This is a genomic window from Mesorhizobium erdmanii (assembly GCF_013170725.1).
In the GTDB taxonomy this organism is placed as follows: Bacteria; Pseudomonadota; Alphaproteobacteria; order Rhizobiales; family Rhizobiaceae; genus Mesorhizobium; species Mesorhizobium erdmanii.
On the sequence record NZ_CP033361.1, the window covers coordinates 4,048,786 to 4,071,763 of the forward strand.

21 protein-coding genes and 1 tRNA gene are annotated in these 22,978 nt (G+C 63.4%); 11 read left to right on the forward strand and 11 right to left on the reverse strand.

Annotation, left to right across the window (positions count from 1 at the left end; all coding sequences use genetic code 11):
* The first annotated feature begins 7 nt into the window (after positions 1–7).
* On the forward strand, positions 8–385 hold the full coding sequence (locus EB233_RS19625) for a hypothetical protein (protein ID WP_064988708.1): 378 nt from the start codon (positions 8–10) through the stop codon (positions 383–385).
* Between the two features lie 689 nt (positions 386–1,074).
* Here EB233_RS19625 and EB233_RS19630 read toward each other — a convergent pair.
* Positions 1,075–1,164: transfer RNA gene (locus tag EB233_RS19630), tRNA-Ser, on the reverse strand.
* A gap of 272 nt (positions 1,165–1,436) precedes the next feature.
* Between EB233_RS19630 and EB233_RS19635 the strand changes: the two genes are divergently transcribed.
* The 8 genes from EB233_RS19635 to EB233_RS19670 all read left to right on the forward strand — a co-directional run bounded on the left by EB233_RS19635 (position 1,437) and on the right by EB233_RS19670 (position 10,439).
* Entirely contained in the window at positions 1,437–2,660 is a 1,224-nt protein-coding gene (locus EB233_RS19635; RefSeq protein ID WP_064988709.1) for a septal ring lytic transglycosylase RlpA family protein, read from the forward strand.
* Between the two features lie 83 nt (positions 2,661–2,743).
* Positions 2,744–3,910: a D-alanyl-D-alanine carboxypeptidase family protein gene (locus EB233_RS19640; protein ID WP_064988710.1), complete on the forward strand. Its 1,167-nt coding sequence runs from the start codon at positions 2,744–2,746 to the stop codon at positions 3,908–3,910.
* A gap of 181 nt (positions 3,911–4,091) precedes the next feature.
* Positions 4,092–4,766 carry a dTMP kinase gene (tmk, locus tag EB233_RS19645; RefSeq protein WP_027054212.1) on the forward strand — a complete coding sequence of 225 codons (675 nt, stop codon included), beginning with the start codon at positions 4,092–4,094 and terminating at the stop codon, positions 4,764–4,766.
* Entirely contained in the window at positions 4,763–5,818 is a 1,056-nt protein-coding gene (locus tag EB233_RS19650; RefSeq protein ID WP_064988711.1) for a DNA polymerase III subunit delta', read from the forward strand. The genes tmk and EB233_RS19650 overlap by 4 nt, the downstream gene beginning before the upstream one ends.
* Positions 5,819–5,957: 139 nt before the next feature.
* Entirely contained in the window at positions 5,958–7,508 is a 1,551-nt protein-coding gene (gene metG, locus EB233_RS19655; RefSeq protein WP_064988712.1) for a methionine--tRNA ligase, read from the forward strand.
* Entirely contained in the window at positions 7,508–8,302 is a 795-nt protein-coding gene (locus tag EB233_RS19660) for a TatD family hydrolase (protein ID WP_064988713.1), read from the forward strand. Before metG ends, EB233_RS19660 begins: the two co-directional genes overlap by 1 nt.
* Positions 8,303–8,305: 3 nt before the next feature.
* Complete coding sequence (locus tag EB233_RS19665) at positions 8,306–9,124, forward strand: MBL fold metallo-hydrolase (protein ID WP_064988714.1); 819 nt, start codon at positions 8,306–8,308, stop codon at positions 9,122–9,124.
* A 406-nt stretch (positions 9,125–9,530) separates the two neighbouring features.
* Entirely contained in the window at positions 9,531–10,439 is a 909-nt protein-coding gene (locus EB233_RS19670; protein WP_064988716.1) for an agmatinase, read from the forward strand.
* 45 nt (positions 10,440–10,484) lie between these two features.
* Here EB233_RS19670 and EB233_RS19675 read toward each other — a convergent pair whose 3' ends face one another.
* From EB233_RS19675 to EB233_RS19695, 5 genes are all read right to left on the reverse strand, one after another.
* Complete coding sequence (locus EB233_RS19675) at positions 10,485–11,360, reverse strand: aldose 1-epimerase family protein (protein WP_064988717.1); 876 nt, start codon at positions 11,358–11,360, stop codon at positions 10,485–10,487.
* 167 nt (positions 11,361–11,527) lie between these two features.
* A complete protein-coding gene (locus EB233_RS19680) occupies positions 11,528–12,244 on the reverse strand; it encodes a Bax inhibitor-1/YccA family protein (protein ID WP_027054249.1) in 717 nt (238 codons plus the stop codon).
* Between the two features lie 23 nt (positions 12,245–12,267).
* Complete coding sequence (locus tag EB233_RS19685; RefSeq protein ID WP_064988718.1) at positions 12,268–13,041, reverse strand: anti-sigma factor family protein; 774 nt, start codon at positions 13,039–13,041, stop codon at positions 12,268–12,270.
* Positions 13,038–13,589: a sigma-70 family RNA polymerase sigma factor gene (locus EB233_RS19690; protein WP_064988719.1), complete on the reverse strand. Its 552-nt coding sequence runs from the start codon at positions 13,587–13,589 to the stop codon at positions 13,038–13,040. The genes EB233_RS19685 and EB233_RS19690 overlap by 4 nt, the downstream gene beginning before the upstream one ends.
* 84 nt (positions 13,590–13,673) lie before the next feature.
* The gene (locus EB233_RS19695; protein ID WP_064988720.1) at positions 13,674–14,267 is read right to left on the reverse strand and encodes a histidine phosphatase family protein; all 594 of its coding nucleotides are present in this window, start codon (positions 14,265–14,267) and stop codon (positions 13,674–13,676) included.
* Positions 14,268–14,438: 171 nt separating this feature from the next.
* Here EB233_RS19695 and EB233_RS19700 point away from each other — a divergent pair, with 171 nt between their 5' ends.
* Positions 14,439–15,623 carry an amino acid aminotransferase gene (locus tag EB233_RS19700; protein WP_064988859.1) on the forward strand — a complete coding sequence of 395 codons (1,185 nt, stop codon included), beginning with the start codon at positions 14,439–14,441 and terminating at the stop codon, positions 15,621–15,623.
* Positions 15,624–15,703: 80 nt separating this feature from the next.
* A complete protein-coding gene (gene mazG / locus EB233_RS19705; protein ID WP_027054253.1) occupies positions 15,704–16,528 on the forward strand; it encodes a nucleoside triphosphate pyrophosphohydrolase in 825 nt (274 codons plus the stop codon).
* A gap of 54 nt (positions 16,529–16,582) precedes the next feature.
* On the opposite strand, the gene hflX is transcribed toward mazG, so the two are convergent.
* The 5 genes from hflX to EB233_RS19730 form a co-directional block, all read right to left on the reverse strand.
* Complete coding sequence (gene hflX, locus EB233_RS19710) at positions 16,583–17,974, reverse strand: GTPase HflX (RefSeq protein WP_064988721.1); 1,392 nt, start codon at positions 17,972–17,974, stop codon at positions 16,583–16,585.
* Entirely contained in the window at positions 17,975–18,220 is a 246-nt protein-coding gene (gene hfq, locus EB233_RS19715) for an RNA chaperone Hfq (RefSeq protein ID WP_006202172.1), read from the reverse strand. It lies immediately after the preceding gene.
* A 145-nt stretch (positions 18,221–18,365) separates the two neighbouring features.
* Entirely contained in the window at positions 18,366–19,229 is an 864-nt protein-coding gene (locus tag EB233_RS19720) for a D-amino-acid transaminase (RefSeq protein ID WP_027054255.1), read from the reverse strand.
* 101 nt (positions 19,230–19,330) lie between these two features.
* Positions 19,331–20,692, reverse strand: a complete 1,362-nt coding sequence (ntrX, locus tag EB233_RS19725) for a nitrogen assimilation response regulator NtrX (protein WP_010909346.1) — start codon at positions 20,690–20,692, stop codon at positions 19,331–19,333.
* Positions 20,682–22,967, reverse strand: a complete 2,286-nt coding sequence (locus EB233_RS19730) for a sensor histidine kinase NtrY-like (RefSeq protein WP_064988722.1) — start codon at positions 22,965–22,967, stop codon at positions 20,682–20,684. The genes ntrX and EB233_RS19730 overlap by 11 nt, the downstream gene beginning before the upstream one ends.
* Positions 22,968–22,978 lie beyond the last annotated feature (11 nt).

The window sequence follows — 22,978 nt, forward strand, 5'->3', positions numbered from 1 at the left end:
TGCCCCTTTGCAGGATCACGAGCTTGTCGAGCGGCCTGGTCGAGGCTGGGCGCCTTGGAAACATGACAGCGACGGCGACACCCATATAGAAAAGGTCTGGTGGGCGGCGAGGCCGCTGCACTTCGCGAAGCTCAACGTCTCATGCTGGTTCGACGGCTCGGATCTCGTCGGCATCGTCCACTGGGGCTACCGCGGCGAAAAATGGTGCGTGAAGCTGAAGCCGAAAGACTGGCAGCCGCTGCCTGAGGAATATCGCCTCGAGCGGGAGCGCCTGCAGCAGGAGGCCTTAGCGCGACACCGCGCAGAGTCGGCAGAACGCTTCCTTGCCGCCACAGCGAGCCGCCAGGACGCGCAAGCGATCGTATCTCCCCTTACGAATCCGTAAGTCGCAGATCGAGCCAAGGCTGGCTTATGGTCAATGTCGGCAGCGGACTGCACTCCCTGCTCAGCGGGCCTCCACCCGCCGAACCAATGGCCCGCTGCCCTGTGTCACCTGCGGCAGTGGGCTATGGGTCTGAACAGCGGTTCCTTGCCCGCCTGGGAGAGGCGCCAGGACGCGCGGGGCGCTTCGGCGGTGTCGCGGAGGCGGTCGGCGGGATGGCGCGCTGGCGGGCCGCCCTTCTTGGCTTTAACGCATCTATCTGAGGATGAAGTACAGCGGAATAAGGATTGCGAACCCGGCAATTCCGGTGAGAAACAGGTCTGCGATCATGAGCCCCCGCTCGAATTTCCGATCACACTCACATTCGAATTAGCTAAAATGCAAGGGAAAGGCACGCGGCCGCGTCACTATGCCTTGCGGCGTCGCGGAAATGGGATGACGTTGGCATGGCTTTCGGGGTCCAGCGGCTCGCAACTTGATGCGCGTCGGCGATGTCTACGGCAAAAGGGGAATAATTCCGGATTTCCGGTGCATTACCAGCCCGGCTTGCCCGAATCCACCGAGCGCACCAAAAGTCCCGACCGAAATCTGTTCGACGACGGAATTCTTAACGGTAACTGGATTTGCCATGTTCGCAATCTTGTGCGCAGGATCAGTAAAGCGAAAGATTATATAGATATTTCAACGCTATATGGCGGAGGGAGTGGGATTCGAACCCACGGTGAACTTGCGCCCACGCCGGTTTTCAAGACCGGTGCCTTAAACCGCTCGGCCATCCCTCCAGTGACTGCGTCACATGCGACTGCTCTAGTGTGCCCGGCAAAGGCCTGTCAACCGGCATGCGTGCGCGCGTGCGTTCCCAGCCGGTCGAGGGAGAGGTGACGCCACAATCTTGCCCGGTTCCGGCCACAATCGGTTAATATCGTGATAAACAATTCCTGTGCACAAAGGATCGGGGTTCAAGGCTTCGTTGGTAATGTCGAGCGAGTGTTTTGGCTCCTCTGCTGTTCAAACGACGGCGTCTTGATTGAGACTGTAGGGGATTTCGGGAAAAATGCAGGCTACGACGCGTCTTCGTCGCGCTTCGACGCTCACGCTTCTTGCCGCGTCGGCTGCCTTGCTGGCGGCTTGCGCCTCGCAGCCCGAGCCGAAAGCGATGGTGAACACCAAGCCGCGCTCCAAGGAATATTTCGCCGAGACCGAATATGGCGTGAAGGCGAGCCCACGCGTCAATTTCATGCGGCGCGGCGGCGGCCGTGACCAGCTCGGCAAGCCCTACCAGGTGCGCGGCAAGTGGTATTACCCGAAGGAAGAAAAGCGTTACGCCAAGGTCGGCCTGGCCTCCTGGTATGGCGACGCCTTCCATGGCCGACTGACCGCCAATGGCGAAGTCTACGACATGACGCATCTGACCGCGGCGCATCCGACCATGCCGCTGCCGAGCTACGCCCGCGTCACCAACCTTGAAACCGGCAGTTCGGTCATCGTGCGCGTCAACGACCGGGGGCCGTATCATGAGGGCCGCATCATCGACGTCTCGGAGCGCGCGGCGCAGATGCTCGACTACGCCAAGGTCGGCACCGCTAAGGTCAAGGTCGAATATGTCGGCCGCGCGCCGCTCGATGGCGACGATGACCAGTATCTGATGGCATCCTATCACCCGGGCAACCGGATTCCGGATCCGTCGGATGGCCTGCCGACCGGCGTCATGGTGGCCATGAACGGGCCGTCGCCCAGCGTGCCGGTGGGCGCGGCTGCCGTGCCGTTCCCCGGCCAGTTGACGAATTCCGGCGAGGCATTCGCCGCGCAGCCATCCCTGTCAGCGCAGGCGCCGGCTTTCGGCGACCTGATGCTGCCCGACTTCGGACCGATCGTGCCGGAACGTCCCGACATCGGCCTGCCGGCGCAGTCGCCGTTCGCCATGGCTTCGCTGTCCTACGCGGATGAACGCGTGCAGCGCGCCGATGTCTTTGCCGCGCTGGACGATAGCGGCATGGCGCCCGCCGACATCCTGCGGTCGTGGAAAAAGTCTAATCCGCAGGCGTCGCCGTCCAGCGCCGACTACGTTGCCGCTGGAACGTTCGACGACGCCGCGGAAGCCAAGCGCGTGGCCGCGGCGCTTCAACCTTTCGGCAGAACGGAGATCCAGCGCTCCGACCTCGACGGCAATGACTGGTATGCGGTCAATCTCTATCCGAATGGCCATGGCGGGCTGGACGAGTTGCTGCGGGCGGCATGGTCGCACGGTGCACCGGACGCCCTGGCTGTGCGCAACTGATCTATTTTGCCCGCGCGGTTGATCCGGCGGAAAAAACCCTGCTAGCTTGGCTGTGCCAAAACCGGCGAACGGGTCGAGATTTCATGCAGTTGCGCGCCTTTCCGCCATTTGCCGGCTTCCTCGGACTGGCCTTGCTGCTGCTTTGCCTCGCTCCGGCCCAGGCGCAGCTTTTCGAGACCAAGGCAACCCAGGCCTTCATGATCGATGCCGACACCGGCACGGTGCTGTTTTCGAAAGACGCCGACAAGCCGATTCCGCCCGCTTCGATGGCCAAGTTGATGACCATGGAAGTGGTTTTTAACGCCATCAAGTCCGGACGCCTCAAACTCGACGACACGTTCGTGGTGAGCGAAAACGCCTGGCGCAAGGGCGGCGCGCCATCGGGAACGTCGACGATGTTCGCCAAGCTCAAATCGGCGATCCGGCTAGAGGATTTGATCCAGGGCGTGACCGTGCAGGCCGCCAATGACGGCTGCATCGTCATCGCCGAAGGCATGGCCGGATCGGAGGACAATTTCGCGGCGCAGATGACCGAGCGCGCGCGCCAGCTTGGCCTGAAGACGTCGACCTTCGTCAATTCGACCGGACTGCCGGCCGACGGCCAGCAGACGACCGTGCGCGAATTGGCGCAGCTGGCCCTGCATCTATGGCGCGATTACCCGGATTTCTATCGCTACTATAGCTTGAAGGATTTCACCTGGAACAAGATCTCGCAGAGGAACCGCAACCCGCTGCTGGCCATGGACATCGGCGCTGACGGTCTGGCGGTCGGCGCGAGCGAGGCGGCCGGCTTCGGCATCGTCGCTTCGGTCAGCCACGACGGCACACGGGTGATCGCGGCGATGAGCGGGCTGGCCAATGACAAGGAACGCGCCGAAGAGGCGCGCAAACTGCTCGACTGGGGCGTTCGCTCCTTCGAGAAGACCGAAATCTTCGCCAAGGACGAGGTGGTCGGAGAGGCACAGGTTTTTGGCGGTGCGAAATCCGGCGTCACGCTGAAGGCAAAAGGGCCGATCGCCATTTTCCTGCCGATCACCAACCGCGACAAGCTGACGGCCAGGATCGTCTACACCGGCCCGGTCGCCGCACCCGTCGAGGAGGGGCAGCCGGTAGGTGCTTTGCGCGTCTGGATCGGCGACACGCTGAGCCAGGAGACGCCGCTTTTCGCGGCTGAGTCGATCGCCGTCGGCACGTTGCCGCAGCGCGCGCTCGATGCCGTCAAGGAACTGGCAATCGGCTGGCTGCGATAACACCCACGGCATGGACGTTTCCCCGAACGCGGACTATCTAATGCATGTCGCCCAAGGGTGCGTAGCGGTTTTGGGACAACGACATGCATGAAAACAAAAGCTTAAGGCGCGTTGATTCGTTTCGATGCGGCGCGCTTTAGAGCGCAACAATCCACTCCAACCTGGACAAAGGCCGTTTCGATTGACGCGCGGATTTTTCATCACCTTCGAAGGCGGCGAAGGCGCAGGCAAGTCGACGCAGATCGAGCGGCTGGCAAGGAAGATGCGCGCCAAGAAGTATGACGTCCTGCTGACGCGCGAACCGGGCGGCTCGCCTGGCGCCGAAGCGGTCAGGCATGTGCTGCTTTCAGGCGCCGCGGAGCCATTCGGACCGAAGATGGAAGCGCTGCTCTTCGCCGCCGCTCGCTCCGATCATGTCGAGCAAGTCATCCGGCCGGCGGTCGAGCGCGGCTCCGTCGTGCTTTGCGATCGTTTCCTGGATTCCTCGCGGGTCTACCAAGGCGTCACCGGCGGGATCGACCCGGCGTTCATGGCTGAGTTGGAGCAAGTCGCCATCAACGGCATGATGCCCGACATGACGCTGATCTTCGATATCGATCCGGCCGAGGGCCTCAGGCGCGCGACGGTGCGGCGCGGCAGCGATGCCGGCGCGGACCGCTTCGAGAAGGAGACGCTGGCCATCCACCAGGCCCGCCGCGATGCCTTTCTGGCGATCGCCGCGGCAGAGCCGGAACGCTGTATCGTCATCGACGCATCCGCCGATCCCGATACGGTCGAGCACGTCGTCACCGCCGCCGTCTTCGCGGCTCTGGAGGCGAGGGCACCCGCACGCAACAGGCAGGTCGCACCGGTATGATCTTCGAACGCATCGCGCCCGAACAGCATGATACGCTGGACGGCGTGCCCGAACCGTCCGAAACGCCTCGTCTGGTCGGGCACGGGCAGGCGGCCGAGATGCTCGCCACCGCCTATCGCTCGGGAAAGCTGCCGCATGCGTTGATATTCGCCGGACCGGTCGGCATCGGCAAGGCGACGCTGGCCTTCCATCTGGCCCATCATCTGCTGAGGCATCCAGCCTTCGAACAAGCGCCGGAAAACCTTGCCGTACCCGATCCGGCCTCGCCACTGTTTCGTCAGATCGCGACCGGCGCGCATCCAGGCGTGCTGCATCTGACCCGGCCGCTGAACGACAAGACCAAGAGCTTCAAGACCGTCGTTACCGTCGACGAGATCCGCAGGGTCAGCCGCTTCCTGTCGATGACCTCGCATGACGGCAGCTACCGGGTCGTCATCGTCGACCCGGCCGATGACATGAATGCCAATGCCGCCAACGCCTTGCTGAAGAATCTCGAGGAACCGCCGGCACGAACGCTGTTCATTCTGATCGTCCATGCGCCGGGCAGCCTGCTGCCGACGATCCGTTCGCGCTGCCAGGTGATACGCCTGACACCGCTCGACGCCGACGATTTGCTGGCGGTGCTGCGGACGGCCGAACCGCCCCCGCCGGACGATCCGGCCGCAAGGACAGCACTGGTCGAGCGGGCAGGGGGCAGCGCGCGCAACGCGATCCTTTTGACGCAATATGGCGGGCTGGAAATCGCCGAGACGCTCGATGCGCTGGTAGCGAAGGGAAGAGGCGACATTGGCGGAGCCTATCGGCTTGCCGAAGCCGTCGCTGGACGCGACCAGGCGATCCAGTTCGATATCTTCAACCGTCGTGCGCTCGACCTGTTGTCGGATGCGGCAAGCCGGGCTGCCCTGGCCGGCGATCTCGCAAGGGCGAAGACACTATCGGACACTTGGCATGAGGCGCTGGACGCTATATCTGAAACCGATACCTACAATCTCGACAAGAAGCAGCACGCCTTGAACATGATCGACCGCCTGAATTCTGCGATGCGAATGTGACGGCCTTTTTGGTGCATGCCGTTGCCCCAAAACCGGGGCAACTTTTGAGTGGCATGCATCGGCACCGGGATGGCAATCGCCATTCCGATGCGATATCCACCGCCACGGCTTCCATTCAGATATTCATGATGGTTCATTCATGTCACGCGACACTTTCTACATCACGACAGCGATTTCCTATCCCAACGGCAAGCCACATATCGGCCATGCCTACGAACTGATCGCCACCGACGCGCTTGCACGCTTCCAGCGGCTCGACGGCAAGCAAGTGTTCTTCCTCACCGGCACCGATGAGCACGGTATCAAGATGCTGCAGACGGCGAAGCGCGAAGGCATTTCGGCGCGCGAACTGGCCGACCGCAATTCGGCCGACTTCAAGCGCATGGCGACGGCGCTCAATGCCTCCAACGACGATTTCATCCGCACCACCGAAGAGCGCCATTACGCGTCCTCGCAGGCGATCTGGAAGGCGATGGACGCCAACGGCGACATCTACAAGGGCGGCTATGCCGGTTGGTACTCCGTGCGCGATGAAGCCTATTACGGCGAGGAGGAGACCGAAGTCCGTCCCGACAATGTCCGCTATGGGCCGCAGGGAACGCCGGTCGAATGGGTCGAGGAGGAGAGTTATTTCTTCCGCCTTTCGGCCTACCAGGACAAGCTCATCGCGCTTTACGAAAGCCAGCCCGATTTCATCGGACCGGCCGAGCGCCGCAACGAGGTGATGAGCTTCGTCAAATCGGGACTGAAGGATCTGTCGATCTCGCGCACCACCTTCGACTGGGGCGTGCCGGTGCCAGGCGATGACAAGCATGTGATGTATGTGTGGGTAGACGCGTTGACCAATTACATCACCGGCGTCGGCTATCCCGATGAAAATGATGAGAAATGGCGGTTCTGGCCAGCCGACGCGCACATTATCGGCAAGGACATTGTGCGCTTCCATACGGTTTACTGGCCGGCCTTCCTGATGTCGGCCGGAATCCCGCTGCCGAAGCGCGTTTTCGGCCACGGCTTTTTGTTCAACCGCGGCGAGAAGATGTCGAAATCGGTCGGCAACGTCATCGACCCGTTCACCATGGTAGAACACTACGGCCTCGACCAGGTGCGTTACTTCTTCCTGCGCGAAGTGCCGTTCGGCCAGGACGGCAGCTACAGCCATGAAGCGATCGTCAACCGCACCAACGCCGACCTTGCCAACGGCCTCGGTAATCTGGCGCAGCGCTCGCTCTCGATGATCGCCAAGAACTGCGGCGGCGTGGTGCCGAAGCGCGGCGAGATGACGGACGCCGACAGCGCCATCCTGGATCAGGCGGTGGCCGCCCTGGCCACCGCGCGCATGGCGATGGCCGAGCAAGGCATTCATCTGGCGCTGGCGGCGATCTTCGGAGTGGTGGCGGAAGCCGATCGCTATTTCGCCGGACAGGAACCCTGGGCTCTGAGGAAGACCAACCCGGAGCGCATGGAGACGGTGCTGTGGACCACCGCCGAAGTTGTGCGGCGCGTGGCGGTGCTGTGCCAACCCTTCGTTCCGGGATCGGCGGCGAAGCTGCTCGACCTGCTGGCGGTGCCGGCCGACAATCGTCACTTCGCGCATGTCCACGCCGACTATGCGCTTGTACCCGGCACCCCATTGCCGGCGCCGGAGGGGGTCTTTCCGCGCTACGACAAGCCCGAGGCGAGCGCCTGATGCTCGTCGACAGCCATTGCCATCTGGACTTTCCGGATTTCGCCGAGGAGCGGGCGGCCATTGTCGCCCGCGCCAAGGCGGCCGGAATCGGTCGCATGGTGACGATATCGACCCGTGTGAAGCGCTTTCAGCAAATACTTGAAATCGCTGATGCTTTCGAAGAGGTCTACTGCTCCGTCGGCACCCATCCCCACAATGCGGCGGAAGAACTCGACGTCACCGCCGCCGAACTCGTGCGTCTGTCGGCTCACCCGAAGGTGGTGGCGATCGGCGAGGCTGGGCTCGACTACTTCTACGACAAGGCGCCACGCGATACGCAGGCGCAGGGTTTTCGCCATCACATTGCCGCCGCTCGCGAGACCGGCCTGCCTCTCGTCATTCATTCGCGCGACGCCGATGCCGACATGGCAGCAATTCTCGATGATGAAACAGGGAAGGGCGCCTTCCCCTTCATCCTGCATTGTTTTTCGTCGGGGCGCCGGCTCGCCGAAATCGGCGTCTCGCTCGGCGGCTACGTGTCGTTCTCGGGCATCCTGACCTTCAAGAATTCGGCCGAACTGCGCGCCGTCGCCGCCGACGTGCCGCATGACCGGCTGCTCGTCGAAACAGACGCACCCTACCTGGCGCCGATACCGTTTCGCGGCAAGCGCAATGAACCGGCCTATGTCGCGCACACCGCCAAGGTGCTGGCGGAGACGATCGGTGTCAGTGAGACTGAAATCGCTGATCTGACCACGAACAATTTCTTCCGGCTGTTCGGCAAGATGCCGCGGCCGGCCACGCAGAGCGCCTGAACGATGACGGACCGGCTGCGCCTCACCATTCTCGGCTGCGGCTCGTCACCAGGTATCCCGCGCATCACCGGCGACTGGGGCAATTGCGACCCGGCCAATCCGAGAAACCGGCGCATGCGCACCGCAGCGCTGGTCGAACGGATTGCAGCCGATGGCGGCCGTACCACCGTGGTCATCGACACCGGGCCGGATTTCCGCGAGCAGATGCTGCTCGCCTCGGTCAAACGCATCGATGCCGTCGTCTACACGCACCCGCATGCCGACCATATCCACGGCATCGACGATCTGCGCGGCTATGTGCTCGAGCAGCGCCACCTGATCGACATCCATGCCGACCAGCCGACGATGCTGCGCCTGCGGCAGGCATTCGGCTATTGCTTCGAGACGCCGCCGGGCAGTTCCTATCCGCCGATCGTGCGGGCCCATATCATCGACCACGCAAAGCCCGTGGTGATCAAAGGCGAGGGGGGTGCCCTCACCCTCGAGCCGCTGCCGCAGTTCCATGGCGACATTATCTCGCTCGGCTTTCGCATCGGCGGCATGGCCTATTGCCCTGATATCAGCGGCTTTCCCGATACCACCGCCGACCGGCTGCGCGGCCTGGAAATGCTGGTCATCGACGCGCTGCAGTACAACACCCATCCCAGCCATCTGTCGCTTGGCCAGGCGCTCGGCTGGATCGAGAAACTGGCGCCCAAAAATGCCGTGCTCACGCATATGCATGTGCCGCTGGACTACGCCACGGTGATGGCCGAGACGCCGGACACCGTGGTGCCGGCCCATGACGGCATGGTGGTCGAAATCCCTTATGAGTCAGCGTGATACGAACGGCATCTCATGCGGGCGTTCGGCCTGACTTCATGGACGACCCATTCTTCGCTACGGTAGTCGCGAGGATTGTTGCGCTCGGCATCGCGCACCAACGGTCCAACGCGGCTGGCCTCGTAGGGAAAGATGCGGCTTCTGCCCGTGCTGAAGCCGTGCACGAACACCTCGATCGCCGATTCAATCTCACGCTTTGCTGTCGTCATCCACGCAGCGTAGCGCGGGCCATCAGCTCAAGGCAACACGCTTCGGTCGAGCCAAGCCTATGAAAATCCGCAGCAATTCCCAGGCGTTGGCCAACACGTAAGTTCCATAATCTATCTTATGCGACTTTCGTGTGCTGCTTTGCGAACGCCGTTTGCCGCGATAACCTCCCTGTTCGCACCATCGTCAGGACCATCAAATGACCGCATCGTTTCTCGGCCTCCCCGATCGCCTCACCGACGGCGGCATGCCCCGTGCCGTGATCTTCGGAGCCGGCCACGGCAGCACCTATCCCGGCAAGGACAGCAGCGGCCATGCCTTGGCGGCCGACGCCATCCGGGCAGCCAGCCAGGGTGATGCCCCGCTTCTCGAGCACTGGGATTTCGATCTCGGCGGCCCGTTGTTCGACGGCAAGCCGGTCTGTTGCGTCGACGCCGGCGACATCGCGACTCGCCTGCACGACAATGCCGGCAACCGGGCCCGGATCGAGGCGAAGACGCGCGAGGTGCTGTCCTTGCCGGCGGTGCCGATCCTGCTTGGCGGTGACGATTCCGTCGTCATCCCGTTCCTTGCCGGCTTTGCCGATCACGGGCCGGTCTGGATCCTGCAGGTCGATGCCCATATCGACTGGCGCGACGAGGTGCATGGCGAACGCTACGGTTATTCGAGCCCGATGCGCCGGGCGAGCGAGATGCCGCATGTCGCCGGCATGGTGCAGGTCGGGCTGCGCAGCGTCGGCAGCGCGCGCCGTACCGAAATCGAAGCGGCGCGGCACTATGGCAGCCGTTTCGTCACAGCACGCGAGGTCCATGCTCAGGGCGTGGGAACCGCCCTTCAGCATATTCCGGAAGGCGCGCGGGTCGTCGTCACCTTCGACTGCGACAGTCTCGACCCAGGAATCATGCCGGGCGTGGCGGCGCGTACGCCCGGCGGCCTCTCCTACACGCAGGCGATCGATCTGATCGCGGGGCTCGGCAAGCGCGCCAAAATCGCCGGGTTCGACCTTGTGGAGCTCTATCCGCCCGCCGACATCGACGGCCTGTCGGCGCTGACCGCCGCGCGCCTTCTCGTCAACGTGATCGGCACAATCGTCCGGCAGATCGGCTGAATGCTGGTTCGAGCGTCCTTGTCCGAGCCGGCGCGGTCGCGCCGGCTAGCGGCCCACATTAATCCAGTAGCTCAGCGAACGCGTCGCGCCTGGCTCGATCAGCATCACGCCGGGCTTGTCGCTGAATTCGCCGTCGAAGTCGACGGGGCTTGCGATGCCATGCCAGGGCTCGATGCAGAGGAACGGCGCGCCGCCAGGCTTGGACCAGATGCCGAGTTCCTCTGCCCCCTGCCATGACATTTCGATCGCCGGACCATGGTCCGCGGCGTAGCGCACGCTGGTGCTCGCGGGCCGATCCAGGATGACGGCGTCGTCGTCGAACAGGCTTTCGGCCAGTGCCAGCGTCCTGCCTTCGATTGGCGTCGGCCGGGATGCTGGCAACAGCAGCCCATCCTTGAGGCGGCGAATTGGCTGCGGCTCAGCCTCGGCAAAATCCAGCCGATAGGCTTCCTTGGAAAGCTCGGGCAATAGCGGCCAGTTGAAGGCCGGATGTGCGCCAACCGAAGCCGGCAATGGCTCGTCGCCGGTGTTGGTGACCTCCAAGGCCACCGCAAGCTGCTGGCGGCCCAGCGTATAGGTCACGGCAAGGCGAAACGCGAAGGGATAATGCGCGCGCGTATCGGCGTCGTGGGTGAGCACCAGCGTGCAGGACCGAGGCCCCCTCTGCGCCCACACAAACGGCTTGTCGCGGGCGAAGCCGTGCTGCGTCATCGGGTAGGTCCGGCCGCGATGGCGCAGTTGGTCGCCCTTCAGCCGGCCGACGATCGGGAACAGCACCGGTGAATGGCGGCGCCACTCCGGCCCGGCCTGCCACAGGAACTCAAACCCCTGCTCATCCCGCAGCGAAACCAGTTCGGCGCCCTGCCCGACAATTACAGCCGAGATACCGTCGCCATGAAGCGTATGGCTGTCCTGTTCCATGTGTCCTCGCGGTTTTGAAGGCTGTCGCGAGGCAGACTAGCAAAGGCTCTTGAGGACTCAAGCCGCACTTGGTCCTGCCGGAACGGATTGTGGCCGGAGGATCTCTCCTCCGGCCACCTCTCCGCATCAAGGGCGAGAACCCCGCCCTTGCCCACGGCGGACAGTCGTTACTCGCGCTCGCCGGTGAAATTCAGCAGCAGCTGGAAGATGTTGATGAAGTTCAGATAGAGCGAGAAGGCGCCGAAGACGGCCAGCTTCTGACGCGATTCGGCGTCGAAATTCTCGGCATACTGTTCCTTGATCGTCTGCGTGTCCCAGGCGGTCAGCCCGATGAAGACGGCGATGCCGATCACCGAAATGGCGAACTGCAGCGCGGTCGAGCCAAGGAAGATGTTGACGATGCTGGCGATCACGACGCCGATCAAGCCCATGATCAGGAACGACGAGAACTGCGTCAGGTCGCGCCTGGTCGTGTAGCCATAGAGGCTGGTAGCGCCGAACATGGTGGCGGCGATGAAGAAGGTACGTGCGATGCTGGTTCCAGTGAAAACCAGGAACACGGAAGCGAGCGACAGGCCCATCACAGCGCAGAAGGCCCAGAACATCATCTGCGCGCTGGCCGCCGACATGGTCTGCATCTTGAACGAAAACAGCAGGACGAAGGCGAGCGGCGCCAGCATCACCACATACTTCAGCGGGCTGGAGAAGATCGGGACATAGAGCGCCGGCGTCGACGACACCATGAAGGCGACCAGACCGGTGACCACGAGGCCAAGGCCCATATAGTTGTAGACGCGCAGCATGTGCTGGCGCAGGCCCTCGTCGAAGACGGCTCCGGCCTGAGCGCCGGTGCCGACGCGATATCCCAGATTGGGCGTGTTCATTCTCAGTCTCCTTTGTGGATCGGTCAGTAGAGCGTTCTGGCGAGCGTCTCGGCGGCGCGGTCGAGGTCATGGACCCCGCTTTTCGCGACCACCGCGTAGGCGACTTCGCCGATCTGGAAATAGGCCGAGGAAATATCGCCCGAGGGCGCGACGGTCGGCTTGACCACGTCGAAGGTTCCCGGCCGGATCGCAAACAGCGACACCAGGCCCATGTCCCCGGTGTCGACCGCCATCTCGACGCTCGGGCCGAAGCGCGACGGATAGATCTGGACGTCGCGTACCTTCCAGTCCTTCGGCAGCGACGGCATGACGATGGCGGTGGCGGCACGGATCTCGCCGGCATTGTAATTGGGCGCCACCGGCTGCGAAGGCATGGTTTCGCGCACCAGCGTGGTTCTGTGCGCGCGCACCGCCTCATCGACATAGGCAGGCGGCTGCGGCGAAGCGACGACCTTGGTCACCGACATCGGACCGATGATGCCGTTCGCCAGCCAGCCGGCGGCAACGAAAGCGGCAACCGCGGCAGCGCGCTGCAAGGCGCCGAAGATGCGGCCACGGACAAGCCCCCTCTCCAGCCGGCGTGCCGCGTCAGCGGTCGCCGGGCGCGGCATGCCTTTCGAACCGGCAAGCGCCACGCGCAGTTCGTCACGGGTCCGTAGATCCGACATCACGCGTGCGGCGGCCCCCGGACGTGTCGACAGGAATGCCTCGACCTCGATGCGGCGGGTGACATCGAGCTGCTCGTCGACATAAGCGTCGAGATCGGCGTCGGTGACCGGGTCGACAAGAGCGTTCATTGCTCACCTCCGACAATCCTGAGATGGTTCTTGCCGCGCCCTGGAGCGGCGTCCTCCATCTGGCGCAAGGCGGCACGCGCCCTGCCGATGCGCGACATCAACGTGCCCAGCGGCACGCCGGTCGCATTGGCCGCCTGCTGATAGGAAAGCCCCTCTATGGCGACCAGATGCAGCGCCGAACGTTGCTCTTCCGGTAAATTGAAGAAGGCCTCCCGCACCTGCGCCAGGCGCACCGAATGCTCCTGCGGTGCCGGCGTGGCGGTGTCGGTGACGTATCCGGCCTGCTCGATCCGTGCCGCTTCCGAGCGGCGCGAGCGCATGCGGTCGACAAACGCGTTATGGACGATCGACAGCAGCCAGGCCCGCAGGTTTCCGCCGGAGCGGAAGGTGCCGCGACGCTCATAGGCGCGTACCAGAGCGTCATGCACGAGATCCTCGGCATCCGCGCTGTCGCGCGTCAACGACTGCGCGTAGCGCCGCAGCGATCCGAGCTGTCCTATGATGTCAAAGCGTGGCATCGACCGTTTCATGCCCTGTTTACGGAGCATGTGGGGATTTTAATCCCGAGCCGTCCGGTTTTTCTTGTGTCAGGTCAGCCGATTTCGTTCGCCGCGCCTTGCCCAGCCTGGCTTTCAGGGGCGAAGTGGTTTTGCCGATTTGGGAAAAGTTACGCCGCAGGCGCGCAAGACCCATCTGCGGCCGTCGCTGCGAAAATCCGTGACGCTCAGCGGCTCGATGTCGATCTTCCGGCTTGCGGCAAGCGGCGCACCCAAAACATGCAGGATCGCGGTTCGAATAACGCTGGCATGGGTCAGCGCGATTGTGTGGCCCCGCTCGGCCACCAAGCGGTCCATGAAGTCGGACGAACGATGAGCGACGTCGGCCAGCGACTCGCCGCCATGCGGTGCTGCGTGGGGGTCCGTGAGCCATGCAGCGATGCCCTCGGGCTGTTGCGCCTGGACGTCGTCAAATCCCTTGCCGGCCCAGCTTCCATGGTCCTGGTCCGCCAGAAGCGGGTCCACCGATCCATCCAACGCCAGTGCCTCCGCGGTCTGGCGGGCGCGAAGCGCCGGCGCTGTCCAGACACGGTCGGCACGGCGCAGCATGCCGCGCATCGCCTTCGCCAGCGTCAGCGACCGCGGGTCCAACGGCTCGTCGAGCGGAAACGAACCCCGCCTTGTCGCGGCCGTGGCGCCGTTGCAGATCATCGTCAGCCTTACGAGCATCAGCCAGCAATCCCTTTAGCCGCATTCGAAGCGACGCATACGCTGCGTTGCGGCTATGTTTCGATCGAAAGGCCGCGCCCTGGGTGCCGCCTTATGTTTTGCGCAACTAAAAGCGCTGGTGCATCACCTTCGATTTGCGTATCACTCCGCCGCGCAAACGGAACCAGAATGATGTTCGAAGACCTGCAGCCAGCCCCCGCCGACAAGATCCTGGCCCTGATCGGCCTCTACCGCGCCGATCCGCGCACCAACAAAGTCGATCTCGGCGTCGGCGTCTACAAGGATCGCGACGGCAAGACGCCGGTTATGCGTGCGGTGCGTGAGGCTGAAAAGCGGCTGCTGAACAGCCAGGACACCAAAACCTATCTCGGCCTTGCCGGTGATGCCGGCTTCAACGCGGTGATGGCCAAGCTCGCCTTCGGTCCGGGCGCGGACATGACGCGTATCCGGGCGGCGCAGGCGCCTGGCGGCTCCGGGGCGCTGCGCCTGGTGGCGGAATTGCTGAAGCGGACGCGTGCGGACGCCACTGTCTGGCTGTCGGACCCGACCTGGCCTAACCATATGCCGGTGATGCGTGCCGCCGGCCTGCAGATCCGCGAATACCCTTATTTCGATGCGGCTTCGGGATTTGTGCGTTTCGACGACATGCTGGCGGCGTTGCTGACGGCAGAGCGCGGCGACGTGGTGCTGCTGCATGGCTGTTGCCACAATCCGACCGGCGCCAATCTGGATGCGGCCCAGTGGCAGGCCGTCACCGATCTGGTCGTCGAGCGCGGACTGCTGCCCTTCGTCGACATCGCCTATCAGGGCTTTGGCGATGGCCTCGAGGCTGACGCGCTCGGCCTGCGCCTGCTGGCTGCGAAAGTGCCCGAAATGGTTGTCGCGTCGAGCTGCTCGAAGAATTTTGCCGTCTACCGCGACCGTGTCGGCGCGGCGATGGTTCTGGCCAGGGACAGCGCGCAGGCCGATGTGGCGATGAGCCAGATGCTGTCGGCGGCACGCGCCATGTATTCGATGCCGCCGGACCATGGTGCGGCCGCGGTGCGCATCGTGCTCGAAGACGCCAGCCTCCGCGCCGACTGGGAAGCCGAGTTGGAAGAGATGCGCCTGCGCATGCTTCGGCTGCGCGTCCAGTTCGCCGAGGCGCTGCGCCGGCAGTCCAACTCCGACCGTTTCGACTTCGTCGCCAGCCATCGCGGCATGTTCTCGCGGCTTGGCCTGACGGAAGGGCAGGTCGAGCGGCTGCGTGCCGAACATGGCGTCTACATGGTCGGCGACAGCCGCATCAACGTCGCCGGACTGCCTGAGGATGGGATGGACGACCTCGCCAAGGCGATCGTCTCCGTGCTCGACTGAAGCGGCTCGCCTGTGGACAAGCCCTCCTCGCCGGCTGACAGCGTTGGCCGGGCGCCGGGCGGCGCGATAGCATACGCTCTATGACGCCATCCAAGGACATTTCGCGCCTGATCGAGATCATGGCGGCGCTGCGCGCGCCGAAGACCGGTTGCCCGTGGGACATCGAGCAGGATTTCTCGACCATCGCGCCCTATACGATCGAGGAAGCCTATGAGGTGGCGGATGCCATCGCGCGCGGCGACCTCGACGATCTGCGTGACGAGCTCGGGGATCTCCTGCTGCAAGTCGTCTATCATGCGCAGATGGCTGAGGAAGCCGGTGAGTTTGCCTTCCCGGATGTGGTCCAGGCGATCACGACGAAGATGATCCGTCGCCACCCGCATGTCTTCGGCGACGAGAAAGCCCGCAGCGCCGGCATGGCCAAGGGCATGTGGGAAAAGATCAAGGCGCAGGAAAAGGCGGAGAAGCGGCGAGCCCGGCTCGCGCGCGGCCTCGACCCGGAAGACAATGGCAAAGGGTATCTGGACAGCGTTCCCGTCGCCCTGCCCGCACTCACGCGAGCACTCAAATTGCAGGAGAAGGCCGCCCGTGTCGGCTTCGACTGGAGCGAGGCAGCCCCCATCCTCGACAAGATCGAAGAAGAGATCGGCGAGTTGCGCGAGGCCTTGGCCAAGGGCGACACGGCCTCGATCAAGGACGAGTTCGGCGACATGCTGTTCGCCGTCGTCAATCTCGGGCGACATCTCAAGCTCGATTCGGAAGCGGCGCTGAGCGGCACCAACGAGAAATTCAGGTCGCGCTTCCACTATGTCGAACAGGCTTTGGAAAAGTCCGGCAACACGCTGGAGAAAGCCACCTTGGCCGAGATGGAAGCGCTCTGGCAGGAAGCAAAAACTGCAAATTAAGCTCGGCAGTTCCGATGGGAAACCGCGATACAGCTTTGCTGGAATTACCTTGGGTTAGCCGTTGTTTTTACGCCGCAATCGGCTTTCGATCTCTTCGCGGGCGCTTTGCGTGGCCTTGAGCGAGATGGTGGCGCTGCCGTCTTCATTGTCAGTGCGCGAAACGATATCGCCATTGCGATAGAGCCAGTCGACAAGACCGAACTGCGCTGGCTCGATCGTTACCGTCAGGTCTTCGAGCTCGCCAGCCATGCGTGTCTCGACGAGCGCTTTCAGCGCGTCGATGCCCTCGCCTGATATCGCCGATACGGCGATCGGCGGACCCCTGCTGCCATCGGCGGCATCGGCAAGCAGCCTGCTCCTGTTGCCTTCGTCCAGCAGATCGATCTTGTTCCACACTTCGATGACGCGCTTGGTATCACCGGCGTCGACACCAAGGTCGGCCAGGATGCGTTCGACATCCTCGGCCTGTGCCGCCGTGTCGGGATCGGAAATGTCGCGCAGATGGATGACGAGATCGGCCTCGACCACCTCTTCCAGCGTCGCGCGAAACGCCGCGATCAGATGCGTCGGCAGGTCCGAGATGAAACCGACCGTATCCGACAGGATGATCGGCGTACCATGCGGCAGGCGCACGCGGCGCAACGTCGGGTCGAGCGTGGCAAACAGCATGTCCTGCGCCAGCACATCCGCTCCAGTCAGCCGGTTGAACAGCGTCGACTTGCCGGCATTGGTGTAGCCGACGATCGCCACCACCGGGAACGGCACTTTCTTGCGCTTGGCGCGGTGCAGGTCGCGGGTGCGACGCACCGTTTCCAGCTCGTGCTTCAGCTTGATGATCTTTTCCTGCAATTGCCGCCGGTCGGATTCGATCTGGGTTTCGCCGGGACCGCCGAGGAAGCCGGCGCCGCCGCGCTGGCGCTCGAGGTGGGTCCAGCTGCGCACTAGGCGCCCTTTCTGGTAGTTGAGATGGGCGAGTTCGACCTGCAGCGTGCCTTCCTTGGTTCGGGCGCGCTCGCCAAAAATCTCGAGGATCAACCCGGTGCGGTCGAGCACCTTGGCGTTCAGTTCCTTTTCGAGATTGCGTTGCTGCACGGGCGTGAGCGGATGGTCGACGATGACCAGTTCGGCGTGCCCCTCTTTGACGATTTCGGCGAACTCCTCGACCTTGCCGCTGCCGAGCAAGGTCGCCGGGCGTGGATCGTTGACAGTCACGACTGCCGTATGGATAGGGTCGAGGTTGATAGCCCGGGCAAGGCCGACCGCTTCGTCATGGCGAGCGTCGGCCGATCGCGTCAGTCGCGGACGGTTCGTGTCGTCGTCGCCGCGCGGCTGGCGGGCAAGCACAGGTACGATGACGACAGCCCGGGTCGGCCCCTTGGCTTCCGTCCCGGGATGATGCGCTGGTTTTCCGCGAACCGTGCCGTCCGCGTCCTTCTCACGTGCCAATCAGGCGCCCTGGCTTTCCTCGCCATCGAACATCTGAACCGGCTGGCTCGGCATGATCGTGGAAATGGCGTGCTTGTAGACGAGTTGCGAGTGACCGTCGCGGCGCAGCAGCACACAGAAATTGTCGAACGAAGTGACCACGCCGGTCAGCTTCACGCCGTTAATGAGGAAGATGGTGAGCGGGTTCTTGCTCTTGCGAACTGAATTCAGGAACAGGTCCTGAAGGTTTTGCGATCGTTCCGCCATTGTTCTTGTCTTTCGCCGATCCCCTTCGGTTTACAAGCCAATGCGCCAAATTGTCGGGCACATGTCAAGCTCGCAAACACCGTCTTGTCGTCAGTAACGACAAGCAGAACGAGATATATTGATGTTCATTCCACCTGTGCGGTTATCAGGCTGGACTTTTTTCCGCAATGTCAAAAAAGGCTTGCCGCAACGAAAGTGTCACAGAGCCGGGGTGACCGTTGGCCACCGGATCGCCGTCAATGGCCACGACAGGCATGGCAATTGTCGTTGCGGAGCTGATGAACGCCTCGCGCGCCGCCTTGGCCTCGGCGACGGAAAAGCCTCGCTCTTCGATCTTCAGGCCGAGCTTCGCCGCCACCTCGAACATGGTGGTGCGAGTTATACCACGCAGGATGCCATGTTCGGCCGGCCTGGTGACCAGGACGCCGTCCCGGGTGACGATCCAGGCGTTAGACGAGCCGCCTTCCTTGACGTTGCCGGCGGTATCGACGAACCACGCCTCCTGCGCACCGGCCTCCTTGGCCTTCTGCTTGGCCAATACATTGGGCAGCAGACCGACACTCTTGATGTCGACACGGTCCCAGCGGTTCTCGGGCACGGTAATGACCGCGATGCCGGTCTCGGCTCGCTTCGCACCAGCGGCGGGGTCCGCCTTCCTGGCAGTGACCACGAGGGAGGGCTTGGTGTCCGCCGACGGGAAGACAAAATCGCGGCTGGCAACACCGCGCGTCACCTGCACATAGACCAGACCGTTGACGACATGGTTGCGATTGACCACCTCGCGCAGGATCAGCGGCAGCACGTTGCGCGCGACCGGCCAGGCGATCGACAGTTCGGTCAACGAGCGGTTGAGCCGGGAAAGATGGCGCGGCATGTCGACGATGAAGCCCCGCGCCACCTCGCAGACCTCATAGACGCCGTCGGCGAACTGATAACCGCGATCCTCGATATGCACGGAAGCGTCCGCGTGAGCGACGTAGCGCCCGTTGACATAGGCAATGCGTGGCATTGGCGACCCCTGGAAATTCTCGGGCTTGTCTTATGCGATTCCACCGCCGCCGTAACCGGCAAACGGTTGGCCCACGAGCGGCGAATTGGGCGGCGCGCGAGTCAAACCCCCAGCGACTTCAGCTTGCGGTGCAGCGCCGAGCGCTCCATGCCGATGAACTCGGCGGTCTTCGAGATGTTGCCGCCGAAGCGGTTGATCTGGGCGATCAGATAATCCTTCTCGAACTGTTCGCGCGCCTCGCGCAACGGCAGCGCCATGATGTGCTGGTCGGACTGGTTAGGCGTGCGCGGCATGACATCGCCGATCTCGGACGGCAGGAGGTCCGCGGTGATGGGCGCATCGACGTCGTCGCCGCGCGCCAGGATCATCAGGCGCTCGACATTGTTGCGCAACTGGCGGACGTTGCCCGGCCAGTTGTGCGCCTGCAGCACGGCAAGCGCGTCGTCGCCGATGCGGCGCGGCTTGATGCCGGCCTGGCGGGCGATCTGCTTCATGAAGTTATCGACGAGGTAGGGGATGTCCTCGCGCCGCTCGGCCAGTCCGGGCACCATGACCGGAACCACCGCCAGGCGGTGGTAGAGATCCTCGCGGAAACGCCCGTCTGCGATCATGGCTTCCAGGTTCTGCGAGGTCGAAGAGATGATGCGGACGTCGACCTTGACCCGCTTTGTACCCCCTACCCGCTCGAACTGCTGCTCGACCAGCACGCGCAGGATCTTGTTCTGCGTCTCGCGCGGCATGTCGGCCACTTCGTCGATGTAGAGAATGCCTCGATGCGCTTCCTCCAGCGCGCCGACCTTGCGCTCGACACCGTTCGATTCGGTGCCGAACAGCTCGATCTCCATGCGCTCTGGCGTGATGTTGGCAGCGCTCAGCGTCACGAACGGCGCGCCCTTGCGTGCGGACAGCGTGTGGATGGCGCGCGCCGCCAGTTCCTTGCCGGATCCGGAAGGACCGATGATCATGACACGGCTGTTGGTCGGCGCGACGCGCTCGATGGTCTGGCGCAGCTGGCTCATCGCCGATGACATGCCGATCAGGTCGAAGGTCTCGCCGCTGCGCTGCTTGAGGTCGGAAACCTCGCGCCGCAATTTCGAGGTTTCCAGCGCGCGCTCGGCAATGAGAATCAGCCTGTCGGCCTTGAACGGCTTCTCGATGAAATCATAGGCACCGCGCCGGATGGCCGAGACCGCCGTTTCGATGTTGCCGTGGCCGGAGATCATCACCACCGGCAGGGTCGGATGCATGGTCTTGATCTCGTCGAGCAGCGCCAGGCCGTCCAGACGCGAGCCCTGCAGCCAGATGTCGAGAAAAATCAACCTCGGCGCACGATCGGCGATGGCCGCCAGCGCGCTGTCGGCATCGAAGGCCGTGCGGGTTTCGTGACCTTCGTCGCTCAGGATTCCTGCGACGAGCTCGCGGATGTCTTCCTCGTCATCGACGATGAGAATATCAGACGCCATTACCGACCTTTTCAGTTTCTCTTTCGTGTTCCGTCTTGCCTTCGCCGCGTGATGGCGCGACAGCCGCGAGCGGCAGGATGATGCTGATCATCGCGCCACGTCCGCCATGGAAATCCGCGGGCGCATCATGAAGTTCCAGCCTGCCACCATGGTCCTCCACGATCTTCTTGACGATAGCGAGGCCAAGTCCGGTGCCCTTCTCGCGTGTGGTCATATAGGGCTCGAGCAGCCGTTGGCGATTCTCGCGCGGCAGGCCTTTGCCATTGTCGATGACGTCGATTCTGATAGCGCCATTCTGACGGGCGGCTTGAATCCGGATTATGCCGTGCGAACCGTCCTTCTGTTCCAGACCGTCGATCGCCTCGGCGGCGTTCTTGATCACATTGCCGAAAGCCTGCGCCAAAAGGCGGCTGTCAAACGTGCCCTTGAGCGGTTCGTTGCCGAATATCCGCTCGAAGGTGATGTCGGCGCGGCTCACTTCGACCAGGAAAGACGCCTCACGCAGTGATTCGCGCAGATCGATGGCCTTCATCTCGGGCTTGGGCATACGCGCGAAGGCGGAGAATTCGTCGACCATGCGGCCGATATCCTCGACCTGCCGGATGATGGTGTCGGTACACTGGTCGAAAACCTCGCGGTCCTCGGTGATGACCTTGCCGTAGCGGCGCTTGATGCGCTCGGCCGAAAGCTGGATCGGCGTCAGCGGGTTCTTGATCTCGTGGGCGATGCGGCGCGCCACGTCGGCCCACGCGGAAGAACGCTGGGCCTGAACCAGATCGGTGATGTCGTCGACCGTCACGACGTAGGATTTTTCCTCAGAACCGTCGTCGCCCGCCTCGATGGTGATCTGCACATTGAAGGTGCGCTCGGTGCCGGCGCGGAAGAATGTCACCTGCTCGCGGTAGACGGGCTTGCCCGACTGGCGGCCGATCTCGAAGACGCGGCCGACATGCGGTAGAACGGCGGAGAGGTTCTGCCCGAGCGCGGCACTGGCGGAGATAGCCAGCATCGATTCGGCCGAACGGTTGACGATGGTGACGATGCCGTAGGGATCGACGCCGATGACGCCGGCGGTGACGCCGGCGAGCACGGCCTCGGAAAAGCGCCGCCGCTCGTCGATCAAGTCCTTCGCCGACAGGATCTCGTTGCGTTGCGATTTGAGTTCCAGCAGCATCTTGTTGAACGTGTCGCCGAGCGAGGCAACGTCGCCATCGGAAGGCCTGACCGGGACCGCGACGTCGAGATTGCCGGTCGCCACCTCATCGGCCGCACCGATGAGCTGGCGAATCGGCCGCACGAGACGGTCGGCAACGGCAATGCCGGTCCATATCGCCGACAGGATGATGATCAGGGTCAGCGACAGGTAGGGCAGCGCGAAGGCGACCTGCGACGTGCGCCTGTTGTCCTCGAGATTGCGGTATTCGTCGGTGTTGGACCTGACGATCTGCCGGGCCTTGATCACCTCGGGATCGACCAGGCGGATGGTGTAGAGGTAGAGACCCTCGATCTCGCGTAGCTTGACGATGGCCCCCATGATGTTGCGGGTGCGCGGCTCTATCAGCACCGGTTTGCCCTCGCTAGCGCTGCTGACTGAGCCTTCCGGCGGCTCCGGCATGGCGAAATCGGCATCGGTCTGGGCGCTCATGACGAACGAGCCATCGGGCTTGATCAGCGCCGCATGCGCCAGCGACCGACCCACCGCCTCCTTGTTCAGGAGGTCGAGAAAGCCTGTGCGATCAAGGCCGTAGAGCGTGCGCGACGCATCGAGATCATAGGCCATCGACAGCGTCGTGCCCTGCAGATTTCGGGCGTTTTCCTGGACATAGGCATCGGCGATCGACAGCGAGGAATTGACGATCGTCTTGGTGCGGATCTCGAACCAGCGGTCGAGGCCGATATCGAGCGTGATCGAGGCGATGATCGCCACCATGATGGCGGGTATGGCGGCAACCAGCGCGAACATGGCAACGATGCGCACATGCAGCCGCGAGGCGGCCTTGCCGTGCCGGCGCGCCATGACGATGCGATGCACCTCGCGTCCGACCAGCGCCATGAGGAAAAGCACGAAGGCGGCGTTGAGCGCGATCAGCGCCCAGGTCGTCCTGGCGTCAGGCGCGATCGGCGTCGCGCCGACCAGGATGGTGAACGAAATGGCCGCCATGACCAGCGCGCCGACGACCGCCACGATGCCGGGCAGTGCCAGCAGGCGGCGCCCGTCTCGCGCGCCGGGTTCGCTGAAAAGCGGTTGGTTGAGTACAGGTGCCTGCGGAGCCATGTCGCCGTCTG